Source organism: Acutalibacter sp. LFL-21, from assembly GCF_025630755.1.
GTDB classification, from domain to species: Bacteria; Bacillota; Clostridia; order Oscillospirales; family Acutalibacteraceae; genus Acutalibacter; species Acutalibacter stercoravium.
Genome location: NZ_JAOTNT010000002.1, coordinates 187,472 through 201,883, shown reverse-complemented (window position 1 = coordinate 201,883; position 14,412 = coordinate 187,472). Strand labels below are relative to the sequence as shown.

The 14,412-nt window shown below is 60.6% G+C and carries 13 protein-coding genes and 1 riboswitch; of the genes, 10 read left to right on the top strand and 3 right to left on the bottom strand.

Going from position 1 to position 14,412, the window contains the following annotated elements; translation table 11 throughout:
• Positions 1-56: 56 nt before the first annotated feature.
• From ODJ80_RS03260 to ODJ80_RS03250, 3 genes are all read left to right on the top strand, one after another.
• On the top strand, positions 57-1,130 hold the full coding sequence (locus ODJ80_RS03260; protein WP_263040895.1) for a Gfo/Idh/MocA family protein: 1,074 nt from the start codon (positions 57-59) through the stop codon (positions 1,128-1,130).
• A gap of 41 nt (positions 1,131-1,171) precedes the next feature.
• Positions 1,172-1,939 carry a ThuA domain-containing protein gene (locus tag ODJ80_RS03255; protein WP_263040894.1) on the top strand — a complete coding sequence of 256 codons (768 nt, stop codon included), beginning with the start codon at positions 1,172-1,174 and terminating at the stop codon, positions 1,937-1,939.
• A 146-nt stretch (positions 1,940-2,085) separates the two neighbouring features.
• On the top strand, positions 2,086-4,167 hold the full coding sequence (locus ODJ80_RS03250) for a zinc-ribbon domain-containing protein (RefSeq protein ID WP_263040893.1): 2,082 nt from the start codon (positions 2,086-2,088) through the stop codon (positions 4,165-4,167).
• A 50-nt stretch (positions 4,168-4,217) separates the two neighbouring features.
• On the opposite strand, the gene ODJ80_RS03245 is transcribed toward ODJ80_RS03250, so the two are convergent.
• Positions 4,218-5,360 carry an aldo/keto reductase gene (locus ODJ80_RS03245; protein ID WP_263040892.1) on the bottom strand — a complete coding sequence of 381 codons (1,143 nt, stop codon included), beginning with the start codon at positions 5,358-5,360 and terminating at the stop codon, positions 4,218-4,220.
• Positions 5,361-5,549: 189 nt separating this feature from the next.
• On the opposite strand from ODJ80_RS03245, the gene ODJ80_RS03240 reads away from it, so the two are divergent.
• The 7 genes from ODJ80_RS03240 (at position 5,550) to ODJ80_RS03210 (ending at position 12,844) form a co-directional block, all read left to right on the top strand.
• Positions 5,550-6,107 (top strand): RNA polymerase sigma factor, encoded by a 558-nt coding sequence (locus ODJ80_RS03240; RefSeq protein WP_263040891.1) that lies wholly within the window; start codon positions 5,550-5,552, stop codon positions 6,105-6,107.
• On the top strand, positions 6,104-7,558 hold the full coding sequence (locus ODJ80_RS03235; RefSeq protein ID WP_263040890.1) for a serpin family protein: 1,455 nt from the start codon (positions 6,104-6,106) through the stop codon (positions 7,556-7,558). Before ODJ80_RS03240 ends, ODJ80_RS03235 begins: the two co-directional genes overlap by 4 nt.
• A gap of 166 nt (positions 7,559-7,724) precedes the next feature.
• Positions 7,725-8,669 carry a nucleoside hydrolase gene (locus ODJ80_RS03230; protein WP_263040889.1) on the top strand — a complete coding sequence of 315 codons (945 nt, stop codon included), beginning with the start codon at positions 7,725-7,727 and terminating at the stop codon, positions 8,667-8,669.
• Positions 8,666-9,796: an SLC13 family permease gene (locus ODJ80_RS03225; protein WP_263040888.1), complete on the top strand. Its 1,131-nt coding sequence runs from the start codon at positions 8,666-8,668 to the stop codon at positions 9,794-9,796. The genes ODJ80_RS03230 and ODJ80_RS03225 overlap by 4 nt, the downstream gene beginning before the upstream one ends.
• A gap of 315 nt (positions 9,797-10,111) precedes the next feature.
• Positions 10,112-11,746, top strand: a complete 1,635-nt coding sequence (locus tag ODJ80_RS03220) for a Na/Pi cotransporter family protein (protein ID WP_263040887.1) — start codon at positions 10,112-10,114, stop codon at positions 11,744-11,746.
• A 122-nt stretch (positions 11,747-11,868) separates the two neighbouring features.
• Positions 11,869-12,303 (top strand): hypothetical protein, encoded by a 435-nt coding sequence (locus ODJ80_RS03215; protein WP_178864691.1) that lies wholly within the window; start codon positions 11,869-11,871, stop codon positions 12,301-12,303.
• A 73-nt stretch (positions 12,304-12,376) separates the two neighbouring features.
• On the top strand, positions 12,377-12,844 hold the full coding sequence (locus ODJ80_RS03210; RefSeq protein WP_263040886.1) for a TspO/MBR family protein: 468 nt from the start codon (positions 12,377-12,379) through the stop codon (positions 12,842-12,844).
• Between the two features lie 131 nt (positions 12,845-12,975).
• Here ODJ80_RS03210 and ODJ80_RS03205 read toward each other — a convergent pair whose 3' ends face one another.
• Positions 12,976-13,482, bottom strand: coding sequence for a hypothetical protein (locus tag ODJ80_RS03205; protein ID WP_178864693.1), 507 nt, complete (start codon positions 13,480-13,482; stop codon positions 12,976-12,978).
• Positions 13,482-14,012 carry a DUF4430 domain-containing protein gene (locus ODJ80_RS03200; RefSeq protein ID WP_263040885.1) on the bottom strand — a complete coding sequence of 177 codons (531 nt, stop codon included), beginning with the start codon at positions 14,010-14,012 and terminating at the stop codon, positions 13,482-13,484. The genes ODJ80_RS03205 and ODJ80_RS03200 overlap by 1 nt, the downstream gene beginning before the upstream one ends.
• Before the next feature lie 141 nt (positions 14,013-14,153).
• A riboswitch (cobalamin riboswitch) is annotated at positions 14,154-14,396 on the bottom strand.
• Between the last annotated feature and the right edge of the window lie 16 nt (positions 14,397-14,412).

The following is a 14,412-nucleotide window of genomic DNA, read 5'->3' as shown; positions in this document are numbered from 1 at the left end:
ACTCTGGGGGCATTCCCCCAAAACCATTTTATTCCAACATATTGGAGGAGTTTGTTATGGCGGTTATTCGAGTGGGCAGCGTGGGCATTGGCGGGATCTCCCGCGGCGTCCATCTGCCCGGCATTGCGAAAAGCCCCGACCTGCAGCTGGTAGCTGTGTGCGACATCGACCCCGAGGCCCTGCGCTACGCCCGGGAAACTTATGGCATCGACGAGGCCCACTGCTTTACCGATTATCACGACCTGATCAACTGCCCCGATGTGGACGCGGTGGACATCTCCACCCCCAACAACGTCCATTTCGAGGTGGCCATGGCCGCGGCCCAGGCGGGCAAGCCCTACGCCGTGGAAAAGCCCATCACCCTGAATTCTGAACAGGCAGATGCCCTGGCTCAGGTGACCCGGGAGAAGAACGTGAAGAACATGGTGTGCTTCTCCTACCGCTTTAAGGCGGCGGCCCGCTACGCTAAGGACTTGATCCAGCGGGGAATGCTTGGTACAATCTATCATGTGGACATGCAGTACTATCAGGCTTGGGGCCTGCCCTTCTGCCAGACGCCCCTGGTTTGGCGGTTCCAGAAGGACCTGACTGGCTCTGGCGCCCTGGGCGACCTGGGCAGCCATGCCCTGGACCTGGTGCGGTTTGTCACCGGGCAGGAGTACACCCGCCTGGTCAGCCACACGGGCACCTTTATTCAGGAGCGGGAGAAGCTGGACGGCTCTGGCCTGGGCCAGGTGGATGTGGACGACTTCTCCAACTACATGGCGGAGATGGACGGCGGCATCCGGGCCACCTTCCGCATCACCCGCTTTGGCTATGGCCGGGGCAACTACCAAACCATGGAGATTTACGGCAGCGAGGGCGCCATCCAGTATGAGCTGGACCACGCCGCCCCCGATACCGATGAAATTTCCATCTGCATCGGCCAGGCCAACGCAGAGGCCCATGTGTTCACCAAGCTGCCCATTCCGGATAAGTACAAGGTGGATCAGATGCAGTCTTTTGCCGACATCATCAACGGCAAAGAGGACGGCATGGCCGCCACCATTTTTGACGGCCAGATCAACCAGCACGCCGTGGACGCGGTGCTGCAGTCCAGCGAAGAAGGCCGCTGGATCACGCTGCAGTGATTCCAACAGGCTCGTGATTTTTTGAGAGGAGTTTGAATGTTATGGCAATTCGAGTGACAGTGTGGAACGAGTACCTGCACGAGGTGCAGTTCCCGGAAGTGGCAGAGGTGTACCCCAAAGGCATCCACGGGTGCATCGCGGACTTTTTGAAGGACGCGGGCATGGAGGTGCGCACCGCCACCCTGAAGGAGCCGGAACACGGCCTGACCCAGGAAGTGCTGGACAACACCGACGTGCTGATCTGGTGGGGCCACATGGCCCATCATCAGGTGGCGGACGAGATCGTGGACCGGGTGCACAAGCGCATCCAGGAGGGCATGGGCCTGATCGTGCTCCACTCCGGGCACGCCTCTAAGATTTTCCAGCGGATCTGCGGCACCAATTCCGGCATGCTGAAGTGGCGGGAAGACGGGGAGAAGGAGATCCTGTGGGTAGTGGACCCCAGCCATCCCATCGCGGACGGCCTGGATGAGAAGATCATCATTCCCCACGAGGAGATGTACGGCGAGCACTTCAACATCCCCCAGCCGGATGAGCTGGTGTTCATCAGCTGGTTCGAGGGCGGCGAGGTGTTCCGCAGCGGGTGCTGCTACCACCGTGGCAAGGGGAAGATCTTCTACTTCCGGCCCGGCCACGAGGTGTTCCCCATCTACCATCAGCCGGAGATCCAGCATGTGATCATCAACGCGGTGAAGTGGGCCGCGCCGGCCAACCAGCCCACCCCCGTCTATGGCAACACCCAGCCGGTCGTGGAGGTGTACAGCAAACTGGAGCACAGCATCCAGGGCCTGCACGAGCAGAAGGGTTGAGCGCCTTCTTGTAAACAAGTGAAAAGGCCGTCCCGTCCTCTTCGGCGGCACGGGACGGCTTTTTTGCCGGCCGGGGATGGAAAAACGCCCCAAAGCATGGTATGCTTATAGCACGGACTGCCGGATGGCTTTGGGAGGAAGAGAGAATGAACGATTTGAAAAAGATCTACCAGCGGCTGCAGGCCAATTACCCGGAAGGAGACTGGGAAATCGCCCTGGAAGGGGAGCGGCTCTCCATCCGCCTAGAGAGGGCCCAGGTGGTGGTGGAAGGGGGCCGGGCCGTTTTTACAGAGGAAGAGGAACCGGCGCAGGAGCTGCAAGATGTGAGCGATGACGACCTGTACGAGGCCATCGAGACCTTCCTCCTCTACCAGCAGGAGGATGGAGACGAATTTCTCTCTTCAGAAGAAGTAAGGGAGGCCTGCAACGCCACCTATCGGGCGGCGGCCAAGGGGCTCCGCCGGCGGGGGCGGCTGGCACTGGTCCTCACCGCAGCCGCGGAGCTTTTGCTCTTGTTGTCTCGAACCTATCTGGAAGCAGGCCTGTGGGTACTCATACCCTTCTTTCTATTCCCCGTGCTGTCTTGGGCCGTGCTGGGGATTCTGAAAAAGCGGACCTTGGACCGCCTATGGGTGTGCCCCCAGTGCGGGAAAAGCCTGCCCGTCTCGGAGGAACACTTCTCCCCCAAACCTATTTATGCCGCCCAATGCCCCCACTGCGGCCATCCCCTGGAGGACCCCGCCACTCTGGAAACGGAGGGCGAGGAAGAGGACCCCTTGGAGGGGCTCCCCCTCCCCCAGCCCGCAAGCAAATGGCCCTCTCGGGTCTATGGGGTCCTGACGCTGGCCTACTGCCTGCTGACCCTGTCGGGGGTCCTGACCGGATTGGGAGAAGCCACCGGCCTGGGTGTGGCCCTGGCGCTGCTCCTCCATGTGCCGGTGCTGGCGCTGGGCCTGGCCCTGCTGCTGTGCAAAGGGCCGGAGCTGCCAGAGTTCCCCCAGCCCCAGCTGGCTGTGCGGGAAAGCTGGATTCCCCTGGTGCTGGGGCTGTGCCTGCTGCCCCTGGGCCTGGCCTTTATGATCCCGGCCCTGGGGGGCCTGTTGGACCCGGTGTTGGACCTCCCCTTTGCCCTGTTTCTGGCGCTTGTAGGGCTGCTCCTTGTCTTGACTGGGGCCTGGGCCCTGCTGGCCCGGCGCAACCGGACACTGTACGCCTTTCGGGACGGCTCCATGCTTTACGTTTCCAGCTGGGGCCGCCGCAGGGAGATCACCCCGGGGCAGGCCGCCTCTTTGCGTCTGGGGGCCAACGGTTCCCTGGCCTTTCTGGACCAGGAGGGCAAAAAGCTGGTATCGGTGGAGGGAAATATGGAGGGTTCTCTTCTACTGGCAGTTTGGGCGGAGGAACAGGGCATCCGCCAAGTGCTGACGCCCCTCTTGGAAAAGCAGGTGGAACAAGAAAATCCCGCCCCCCAATGGCGGGAGGAGTACAGCACCTGGTGGCACCGCCATTTAGGCGCGGTCCGGGCAGGGGTGGCAGTGACGGTGGTCCTGTTTCTGGCTGGCTGTGTGCTGCCCTTCGCCCTCTACATCCTGGACCTTCTGAAGTTCCGGCAGGCGGTGTACCTTTCCACCTTTGCGCCCCTGCCCTTCCTGGCCCTGTACCTGGCCTGCGCCCCGGTGATTTCCCTGGATACCAAGCCTCCGAAAGCCACCGCGGAATGGAAGGCCCACCATGTTCGAGCCCCCAGCCTGGTGCTTTTGGTAGCGGGGCTGCTTCTGGCCTCTCAATTCTTCTATTTCTGGAACGAACTGGTGATGCAGACCGTGGACGAGATCCCTTTCCTGGTGCTTTGGGGCGTGTTGGGCGTGGCCTTGGGGGCGGCGGTCTTCCTGCGCACACCTAAGCGCCTGCGGGGAGACGGGGTGTTCCTGCTGGCCCTGTTCTGCCTCATCGAGGGCTACGCCCTGGCCTATGGGGGCAATCTGGCCCTGTGCGGGCCGGCCCGGCACTATCCGGCGCAAGTGCTGGACCGTTTTCAGCAGGAGGACGACGGCGACACGGAGTATTATCTGGAGCTGCTATTGGATGACGGCACCCAGGCCCAGGTGCAGGTCTCAGAGACGGTGTACCGGCTGGAAGCGGAGGGCACGGAGTTCGTGGTCTGCCAGCTGGAAAGCCCCCTGGGCATCCGCATGGTGGACCTGCACCTTCCGGAGGCCGCGGAATGACAAAAGGACCGGCAGGGACTGTCCCCGCCGGTCCTCTTTTCTTGGCTGTGTCAGCCCAGCAGGGCCTTGGCCTTTTCCATGCGCTCCACCACGGGCACCCCAAAGGGACAGCGGGTTTCGCAGCCGCCACAGGCAATGCAGTCCGCGGCCGTGGCGGAAAGGGCCTGGTAGTGGGCCCGCACCGTGGCGGGGACCTCCGGCTGCATGGCGGCCAGGTCGTAGAGCTTGTTGACCATGGCAATGTCGATGCCCGCCGGGCAGGGAGCGCAGTGACCGCAATAGGTGCACTGGCCAGAGTAGGCATGACGGGGTGCCTTGGCCAGCACGCTGGCGTAGTCCCGCTCCTCCTCGGTGGCGGCCTCATAGGCCACGGCGGCGTCCACATGGGCGGGAGTGTCGTAGCCCACCAGCACGCTGGCCACCGCCGGGCGGGTCAGGGCATAGTGCAGGCACTGCACCGGCGTCAAGGCCACCCCAAAGGGAGAGGTGCGGGCGTCGAACAGGCGGCCGCCGGCATAGCCCTTCATCACGGTGATGCCTACGCCCCGCTGCTCGCACAGCTTGTACAGCTCCTCCCGCAGGGGGTCGATGCCGGCCAGACCCTCGCCATAGCTCTCAACAAAATAGTCGTTCAGGTCCTCGCTGGGGGGCAGCAGGTCGAAGGCGGGGTTGACGCTGAACAGCAGCATTTCGATCTCCCCGCTGAGGGCGGCCAGCTTGGCCACCTGGGGGTTGTGGGTGCTCATGCCGATGTGACGGATCACGCCCTTTTCCCTCTGCTCCTTCACATAGGCCAAAAACTCGCCCTCCATCACCTGGCGGAACTCTGCCTCGCTGTCCACAAAGTGGATCATCCCCAGGTCGATGTAGTCTGTTTGCAGCCGGGTGAGCAAATCCTGAAAAGCCTCTTTCACCTTGGGCAGGTCCCGGGTACGGACATACTGCCCTTCCTGCCAGGTGGAGCCGAAATGCCCTTGGATGACCCACTTCTCCCGGTGTCCACAGATAGCGTTGCCGATCTTAGTGCGCACCTCTGGGTTAGACATCCAGCAGTCCAAAATATTGATGCCATAGCTTTCACAACGCTGTATGACCGCCTTGACCTCTTCTTCCGTGTGACGTTCCAGCCACTCCGCCCCCAGGCCGATCTCGCTGACCTGCAGGCCGGTGTTTCCCAGCTCTCTGTACCGCATGAAAAAGCCTCCTGACAAAGAATTGATGGGTACAGTATAGCACACGGCGGGGCTATGGGGAAGTCAAAAAGAAAATCCTCACAAAAAATAGCGAATCTTCCAAAAATAATATATACTAAAGGTGTAAGATTCTGTCCGGAACGTTGACTTCTAGAGTAGAAGGCCCTGCACAGTGGGAGGTGGAGGAGCATGGAGGATGCACAGATTGTAAAACTCTATTGGGAACGGAACCCAGAGGCCATTGCCCGTTCTCGGGAAAAGTACGGAATTTACTGCTTTTCCCTGGCAGACCGCATTGTAAACAGCCGGGAGGACGCGGAGGAGTGCGTCAACGACACCTGGCTCCACGCCTGGAACGGCATGCCGCCCCACCGGCCCAGCGCGCTGCGGATGTTTCTGGCCAAGATCACCCGGCGGGTGGCATTGAACCGGTGGAAGGCAGCGTCTGCCCAAAAGCGGGGCGGCGGCCAGCTTCCCCTGGTGCTGGAGGAACTCTCGGAGTGCGTCTCCGGCCAGGAAGACGTAGAGGGCACCGTGGAGGCCAGGGAGCTGCGCCGGCTGCTGGACCAGTTCATTCGGGAGCTGCCTGCCAGGGAGGGGAATATTTTCCTGCGGCGGTACTTCTTCACCGAACCGGTGGGGGAGATTGCCCGGCGATGGGGCCTGACGGAAAACCATGTGTCCGTGCTGCTGAGCCGGACCCGGAAAAAGCTGAAGTTACTGCTGGAAAAGGAGGGATACCTGTGAAACCAGAAACTCTGTACGAGAATTTGAATTCTGTGGACGAACAGCTGCTGGAGCGCAGCGAGACCGCCAAGGCCCCCCGCCGCCGTCCCTGGTGGATGGGGGCCGTGGCGGCAGCCCTGGTGGCAGTGGTGGCTCTTGGGGCGGCTTTCTGGCCCAAAGGCAGCCCCCTTGGAGTGGAGGCCCATGCCATTGAGACGGCTGCTTACCCGGAGATGGCCCCCTATCCTGACGAAGCGGATTATGTGGACCAAGCCACAGGAGAGTACGACAACGAGGGGTTCAACCAAGCCCATGACGCCTGGTGGGAATCGAAACAGGCCCTGCTGCCGGAAGAAGGCTATGCCGACGGGCTGGATTCCTTTTTCCAGGAGAGCATCCCTGTGTTCCTGGGGGGAAAGGAGGGGGAGAACGCCGCCTATTCCCCCGTGAACGTGTACATGGCCCTGGCCATGCTGGCAGAGCTGACAGACGGCGCCAGCCGCCAGCAGATTTTGGATTTGCTGGGCAGCGATTCCCTGGAGGCCCTGCGGCAACAGGCCCAGGCGGTGTGGCGGGCTCAGTATCAAAACGACGGGGCCACCACCACCATTTTAGCCAGCTCGGTGTGGCTGGACGAGGACATCTCCTACAACCAAGAAACCATGCAAACCTTGGCGGAGAGCTATTACGCTTCCTCCTACCAGGGGCAGATGGGCAGCGAGGAATACACCCAGCTGCTGCAGGAGTGGCTCAACGACCAGACCGGGGGCCTGCTGGAGGAGCAGGCGGAGGGCGTAGAACTGAAGCCAGAGGACGTGCTGGCCTTGGCCACCACCCTGTACTACAAGGCCAGATGGGCCGATGAGTTCTCCCCAGAGAACACCAGCCCCCAAACTTTCCACGCTCCCAGCGGCGACGTGGAGGTGGACTTTATGCACCAGACCATGGAGGAGAGCTACTACCGGGGGGAGAACTTCGGCGTGGTGCGCAAGGGACTGCAGAACAGCGGCGCCATGTGGCTCATCTTGCCTGACGAGGGAACTACCCCGGAGCAGCTGCTGGAACAGGGGGATGCACTGGAACCGCTCCTTGCGGAGTACAACTGGGAGGACTGGGAAACCCGGACGGTGCACCTTTCCCTTCCCAAGTTTGACGTGGTCAGTGAAACCGACCTGCTGGACGGCCTGGAAGCCCTGGGCGTCACCGACGTGATGGACCCTGCCGCCTCTGATTTCTCCCCCCTCACCTCGGAGATAGAGGGCCTCTACCTGTCTTCAGCCCAGCACGCGGTGCGGGTCACCACGGACGAGGAAGGGGTGGAGGCCGCCGCCTACACGGTGTTTTCCCTTTCGGCCACCAGTGCGGGTGAAATGCCTGAGGAACTGGACTTTGTGCTGGACCGGCCCTTCCTGTTCGCCATTACCAGCGACGACGGCCTGCCCCTGTTTGTGGGCGCCGTCAACCATCCGTAACCGCCTTTCCACCAGCCGGCGGGGCCGGGAGCCTGGAGGCTTCCGGCCCTTTTTTAGCGGCTTTCCCCATGGACGCGGGCGGTCCTGTGTGCTATACTATTTTCAAATATTTCAAACACACCGGGGCACGGCCCTGGGACAAACTGTGGAGAGGAGTTTGATTCTTATGAAAAACACAGAGCTGGCTTCCCTGCTGCGGCGGCTGGAAAGGCCCTCTGGGCCCGTAGACGTAGTGCTGGACACGGACACCTTCAACGAGGTGGACGACCAGTTCGCCCTTTCATACCTGCTGGCCTCCCAGGAGAAGCTGAAGGTCCAGGCGCTGTACGCCGCCCCCTTCTTCAATGAGAAATCTTCCAGCCCGGAGGACGGCATGCTGAAAAGCTATGAGGAAATTCTGCGGCTTTTAAAGCTCTGCCACGCCCAGGAGCTGGAGGACCGGGTGTTCCAGGGGTCTCGGGGCTACCTGCCCGATGAAAAGACCCCCGTGGCCTCCCCCGCCGCCGAAGACCTGGCCCGCCGGGCCATGGGGTACTCCCCGGAAAATCCCCTGTATGTCATCGCCATCGGGGCCATCACCAACGTGGCCTCCGCCCTGCTGCTGGAGCCCGCCATTGCGGAGAAGATCGTGCTGGTGTGGCTGGGGGGCAACGCCTGGGATTGGCCTGACAACCACGAGTTCAATGCCTTTCAGGATGTGGCGGCTGACCGGGTAGTCTTTGGCAGCGGGGCCCCCATTGTGCAGCTGCCCTGCATGGGGGTGGTCTCTTCCTTCCGGGTCAGCGAGCCGGAACTGCGCTGCCACCTGCTGGGCAAAAACCAGCTGTGCGATTACCTGGCGGGCCTGGTCATCAGCGACCAGGAAAAGGCAGGGGCAGGCCCCTGCTGGAGCCGTCCTATCTGGGACGTGACCGCCGTGGCCTGGCTGTTGGAGGGCCCGGACGGCCCCTTCATGGAGGACCGGCTGGAGCCCGCCCCCATCTTCCAGTACGACCACCACTACAGCTTTGACAAGAGCCGCCCCCCTATGCGGTATGTGTACCACATCCATCGGGACGCACTCTTTGAGGACCTGTTCCGCAAGCTGGCCGCCCTGGAGGGCCATTCGTGATCCGCCAGGCATACAGGGGGCTGGCTTCCTTTGCCCGAAGGGACGTGGTGCTTACCATCGCCATTCTGCTGGCGGTTCTCTCTGCGTTTTTTGTGCCGCCCAGCCCGGCCTATCTCTCCTATATCGACTGGGATACTCTCTGCCTGCTCTTCTCCCTGATGGCGGTGATGAAAGGCTTTCAGCAGGAGGGGTTCTTTCAATCCATGGGCAGCGCCCTGCTGCGGCGGGCTGGCTCTACCCGGCGCATGGTGCTGGTGTTGGTGTTTCTCCCCTTTTTCTGCAGCATGGCCATCACCAACGACGTATCACTCATCACCTTTGTACCCTTCGGGCTGGCCGTTCTGAAGCTGGCCCAACAAGAGGAGCTGGCGGTGCCCCTGGTGGCCCTGCAGACGCTTGCGGCCAATCTGGGAAGCATGCTCACACCCATGGGGAACCCCCAAAACCTGTACCTTTACTCCCGTTCGGGCATGGGGTTTGGGGAACTGTGCGCAGTGATGCTCCCCTATGTTCTCCTGTCCGGGATATGCCTGTTGGGGCTGTCGGTGCTGCGGCCCTCTCACCCCAACGCTCCCCCTCGGGTGAATACCCGGCGCACGAACCCCCGGCGCCTTGGGATGTGGGGGGCATGGTTTCTCCTGTGCCTGCTGGGCCTCTTCGGGGCAGTGCCATCTTGGGCGGTAGCGGCACTGGTGCTGATTTTTCTCTTCCTGCGGGAACGGCCTGTGCTGCGGGCAGTGGACTACTCCCTGCTGGGGACCTTTGCGGCCTTCTTCCTCTTTATCGGCAACCTTTCGGCGATCCCTTGGTTCCAGCAGCTTTTGTCTTCCGTTCTCCAAGGAAGGGAAGTGCTGGTTTCAGTGTTGGTCAGCCAGGCCGTCAGCAATGTGCCCGCTGCCCTGTTGCTCTCGGGCTTTACAGAGGATTGGACCGGCCTGCTCATCGGATGCAACCTGGGCGGGCTGGGTACGCTGATCGCCTCTATGGCCAGCCTCATTTCCTACAAGCAGGTCTCACGGGAATATCCCCAGCAGCGCGGCAAGTACCTGCTGTGGTTCACCGCCAGCAACGCCGGAATGCTTCTCCTGCTTTTGCTGGAACACCAGGCGCTGCGGGCCCTGTTTTAAGCGCCAGGCTATCTGTCCTGTAAAACGTACTGTAAAACCAGCTGCGTTAAATCTTTGTTAAATCAAAGAAAAGAGCTTGTGATATCCTCGATCTTTCTTTATAATAATCCTGTCGGGAAAAACAGAGAAACCACGAGGGGAAATTAGCCATGGAGCACGCCGGAGCAGGCGCGTTTGCAGGAAAAACCGGGAAAGTGGATTTTACAAAAAGCTAATAAAAGCACGGTTTGCACCGCTGTCTCTTTACAGCCGGTGCCAGCCGTGCTTTCTTTTTTGCCGCTGTTCCAGGCTAGACAAGGAAGGGGAAATGAAACCATGACAATTACAAACGCACTTTCGCTGCTAGGGGGCCTGGCGCTTTTTCTGTACGGCATGCAGATGATGAGCTCCGGCCTGGAAGCCGCCGCAGGCAACCAGATGAAGCGGATCTTAGAGCGGCTGACCTCTAACCGTATTTTAGGCGTGCTGGTGGGCGCGGGCATTACGGCGGTCATCCAGTCCTCCTCCGCCACCACAGTGATGGTGGTGGGGTTTGTAAATTCCGGCATGATGACCCTGCGGCAGGCGGTGTGGATCATCATGGGGGCCAACATTGGCACCACCATTACAGGGCAGCTCATTGCCCTGGATGTGGGGGTCATTGCGCCGCTGCTGGCCTTTGTGGGCGTGGCCCTGGTGGTGTTTATCAAGAGCCCGTCTGTCCGGTATTGGGGACAGATCGTTGCAGGGCTCGGCATCCTCTTCATCGGCATGAATATGATGAGCGATTCCATGAAGCCCCTGCAGGACAGCCAGGTCTTTATCAACCTGATGACCACCTTCCAGAACCCGTTGATTGGCATTTTGGTGGGCGCCGTGTTCACTGCCATTATTCAGTCTTCATCGGCCTCGGTGGGCATTCTTCAAACCCTGGCCAGATCTGGGCTTATTGGCTTGAACAGCGCTGTGTATGTGCTCTTTGGCCAGAACATCGGCACCTGCATCACCGCGGTCCTGGCCTCTATCGGCACCAGCCGCAACGCCAAGCGCACCACCATTATCCACCTGATGTTCAACATCATTGGAACCATCCTTTTCACCTTGGCGTGCATGTTCTTCCCTCTCACCTCTTTTGTGGAGGGCTGGACTCCGGGGAGCCCCTCCGCGCAGATTGCCAATATGCACACCCTGTTCAACGTGGTCACCACGCTGCTGCTCCTGCCCTTTGGCACCTATTTGGCCAACCTGGCCACAAAGATCCTGCCGGAAAAGCCTGCCGAGGCTTTGGAGAGCGGCGCCCATGCCCTGCTGTTTATCAAACCCGTGGACCAGCTTTCTGCGGAGCACCATGTGGGCACCTCTGCCATTGTGCTCAACGGCGTGCAGAAAGAGCTTTCCCGCATGGCGGACATGGTGCTGGAAAACGTGGACAAAGGGTTCCAGGCGGCTTTGGAGGGGACCCCTTCCCAGCTGGAACAGGTGGAGGAAACAGAAGAGTACATCGACTACTTAAACCAGGAGATTTCCAGCTATATCTCCCATATTATCGTCTATGAGACAAACGAACGGGACTCTGAGCGGATCAGCGGGTTCTTTAAGATCTCCAGCAACCTAGAGCGCATCGGCGACCACGCTGTCAACATTTGCCAGTACACCCAGCAGCTAGAGCAAAAGCATATCTCCTTTTCCCCGCAGGCCCGCGAGGAAATCCAAGCCATGCGGCAAACCAGCCTGGACTCCCTGCGCAGGCTGTGCTCAATGGGGCAGCTTTCCCAAGAGGCCCTGGCGGAGATTGCGGGGCTGGAGCAGCAGATCGACGACATGACCGCTGCGTACCGGCAAAACCAGATGGTGCGGCTGCGGCAGGGTTCCTGCTCGGACGAGGCCTGCACCCTCTATTCTGAAATGCTCACCGACTTTGAGCGCATCGGCGACCACATTTTGAACATTGGGCAGGAGCTGGCCAAATAAGGGCTGGCTATGGGGAATCCCCCTGGAACCAATCCAGGGGGATTCCTTTTCGTTTTTCGGGGAATGAACTGCCTCTGACGGGACATGCTAGAAGAGAACCCAAATTTTAGGAGGGAACTGCTATGGTGGAAGAGGATACTGTAAAGCTGCTGCGGGAGTGCAACGCAGGCATCCGCATGGGGGTAAGTTCCATCGACGAAGTGCTGCCCAAGGTAAAGGACGGCGGGCTGCGTCAGGTCTTGGAAAAAAGCCGCTCTGCCCATGGAAAACTGGGGGACCAGACCTATGCCATGCTGGCGCGCTATGGGGACGAAGGCAAGGAACCCAACCCCTTGGCAAAGGGTATGGCATGGATGAAGGCCAACGTAAAACTGACCTTAGAGGACAGCGACAACGCCGTGGCGGATTTGATCACCGACGGGTGCGCTATGGGGGTAAAATCCCTGAACCGCTCCCTGAACCAGTACCAAGCCGCAGGCGAGCAGGCCAAGGACCTTGCCCACAGGCTCATTCAGCTGGAAAACCAGTTGGGGCAGGAGGTGCGCCCTTATTTATAGAGATACGCATTTCCCCGCTGCGGGAGACATATATTGTGTGGTAAAGCGGGACAGCGGAAGGGAGCGAGCGCCCATGATCAAACTGAAACCCCTGGCGGTAAGCCTATTCATCGCCCTGGGAACAGGGGGACTTTCTGCCCTGCTGACCCAGGGCGCCATGGAGCGGTACAGGGAATTGGAGCAACCGCCCCTATCCCCGCCTGGCTGGGTGTTCCCCGTGGTGTGGAGCGCGCTGTTCGTACTGATGGGGGTAGCGGCCTATCTGGTGTGGATGCGGGACAGCACAGGCCGCAATGGGGCCCTGGCCCTTTACGGGCTGCAGCTGGCCCTGAATTTCTGCTGGACACTGATCTTCTTCAACCTGCAGAACCACGCCTTGGCGTTTTTCTGGCTGCTGTTGTTGTGGCTGGTGATCCTGCTGTGCACCCTGCGTTTCTTCAAGGAGACCCCCGCGGCCGGCTGGCTGATGGTCCCCTACCTGATTTGGGTGGCTTTCGCGGGTTACCTCAACGCGGGGGTCTGGCTTCTGAACGCAGGATGACAAAGGCCAGAAAGCCCTATGGAAGGGCGGCAAAACGGGCACCGGAGCGCTGCTTGCTCCGGTGCCCGTTTCCGCATGTATTTGTGGATTATGGGATCTTTGGGCATTTTCCAAAGGTTTGCGGCCTCGCCTCATGTTCCGGGCAACCGCCGCTCCATCTCTTGCAGGGCCCTGCGCAGGGGCCTATACAGCACCAGCGCAAGGAAGAAATTGCCCACGGCATGTCCCACGTCAAAGGTCAGGCCGCTGATGATCCAGGCGATCATCATGGAAAGCCCGCCCACAGGAAGATACACCAGAGAGCACAGGGTTCCAAAGGCCAAGCCGTACAGGCCGGACAAAACGGCCCACTGCCAGGAATGCTTCATCCAGCGGAACAGCCAGGTAAGCCCGGCCAGCAGAGGCCAGACGTACAAGTACATCAGCCACCACAGGCCAAATCCCCCATAGAGCAGCCCTTCCAGCATAAGAAACACCGCCAAGGCCCCCAGCACCCGCCGGCGGAACACCAACGTGAACAGGATGGTCAACAGGCTGACCAGCTCCACATTGGGCAGAGCCGCCAGCGTTTCCTTGGAAACCACCATTACTGTGCCCATCATGGCCATCAGGCACAGGTCCACCAGGCGGCTTTTCATCAATAGCCCACCGTCAGAGTCAGCTCATAGGTGTCGCCGTCGCTGAGCTCGGTGGAGTCAGCGCCGTAATTCCACATCTCGCCGCCCTTGGTCAGGCACCACCACTCCTGGTTGGAGTCATCAGCAGTCTCGCCATCCACAGTGGTGATGAACAGCCCATAGCTGCTCTCTTCCCCTTCCACCAGGCCCTCGGCCATCAGGGCGTCGCCCAAGGTCTCCGCCTCGGTGGAGATGGGGAACTCTTTCTCGCTGCCGTCGCCGTGGACCACCTTCACAGTGATCTCCTTTACGGCCGCCTGAGAAACGGCGCTTTCACCGGAAGCCGCGCTCTCCACAGTGGAGGACTCTGCCGCGCTGGAAAGGGCCGAAGAGCTTTCCTCCGTCTGGGAGGAGACCGCGCTGGAAACGCCGCTCTCCTGGGAGGAAGAGGAAGCCCCCCCGCTGGAGCAGCCGGCAAAGACGGACAGGACCAGGGCCAGGCTCAACAGCAGCGCGCCGAGACGGCCAAGGGTTTGTTTTGTGTGTTTCATGTGCGTTTACCTCATTTCTAAAAAGATTAGATTTGAGGGACGGCGCCCGCTGAAACCTGTTTTCAGGAAAAAGCGGGCAGGAAAAAACGGCCGGGGGAAAGCCCCAGCCCTTCCTGTACCATGCGCCAAGAACCCGTGGCTTTGGTACGGCCGGTCCGGGCAAGTCTTCCGGCTCAGGCATGTTGGCCTGCAAGGCAGGCCGGCGGGACGCTTCACCTTCCCAGATTTCAGTATCCAGTGGCAGCAAAGAAGCTGGACGGCCATGTTCCCAGCTTCCGGAAGCGCCCCTCTGCCATCACGGCGGCGGGTCCGCCGGGGAGTTTCACCCCTGTTCCTGTGTTCGGCCGCGGGGCCAGCCCGCGGACACCCGGAGTCCCAACGGGCCCTATCATACCCCATA

Bases quoted from the DNA above. Each gene is read 5' to 3' on its own strand.
- ODJ80_RS03260 (WP_263040895.1), top strand. From the start codon at position 57: ATGGCGGTTATTCGAGTGGGCAGCGTGGGCATTGGCGGGATCTCCCGC.
- ODJ80_RS03255 (WP_263040894.1), top strand. From the start codon at position 1,172: ATGGCAATTCGAGTGACAGTGTGGAACGAGTACCTGCACGAGGTGCAG.
- ODJ80_RS03250 (WP_263040893.1), top strand. From the start codon at position 2,086: ATGAACGATTTGAAAAAGATCTACCAGCGGCTGCAGGCCAATTACCCG.
- ODJ80_RS03245 (WP_263040892.1), bottom strand. From the start codon at position 5,360: ATGCGGTACAGAGAGCTGGGAAACACCGGCCTGCAGGTCAGCGAGATC.
- ODJ80_RS03240 (WP_263040891.1), top strand. From the start codon at position 5,550: ATGGAGGATGCACAGATTGTAAAACTCTATTGGGAACGGAACCCAGAG.
- ODJ80_RS03230 (WP_263040889.1), top strand. From the start codon at position 7,725: ATGAAAAACACAGAGCTGGCTTCCCTGCTGCGGCGGCTGGAAAGGCCC.
- ODJ80_RS03220 (WP_263040887.1), top strand. From the start codon at position 10,112: ATGACAATTACAAACGCACTTTCGCTGCTAGGGGGCCTGGCGCTTTTT.
- ODJ80_RS03215 (WP_178864691.1), top strand. From the start codon at position 11,869: ATGGTGGAAGAGGATACTGTAAAGCTGCTGCGGGAGTGCAACGCAGGC.
- ODJ80_RS03210 (WP_263040886.1), top strand. From the start codon at position 12,377: ATGATCAAACTGAAACCCCTGGCGGTAAGCCTATTCATCGCCCTGGGA.
- ODJ80_RS03205 (WP_178864693.1), bottom strand. From the start codon at position 13,482: ATGAAAAGCCGCCTGGTGGACCTGTGCCTGATGGCCATGATGGGCACA.
- ODJ80_RS03200 (WP_263040885.1), bottom strand. From the start codon at position 14,012: ATGAAACACACAAAACAAACCCTTGGCCGTCTCGGCGCGCTGCTGTTG.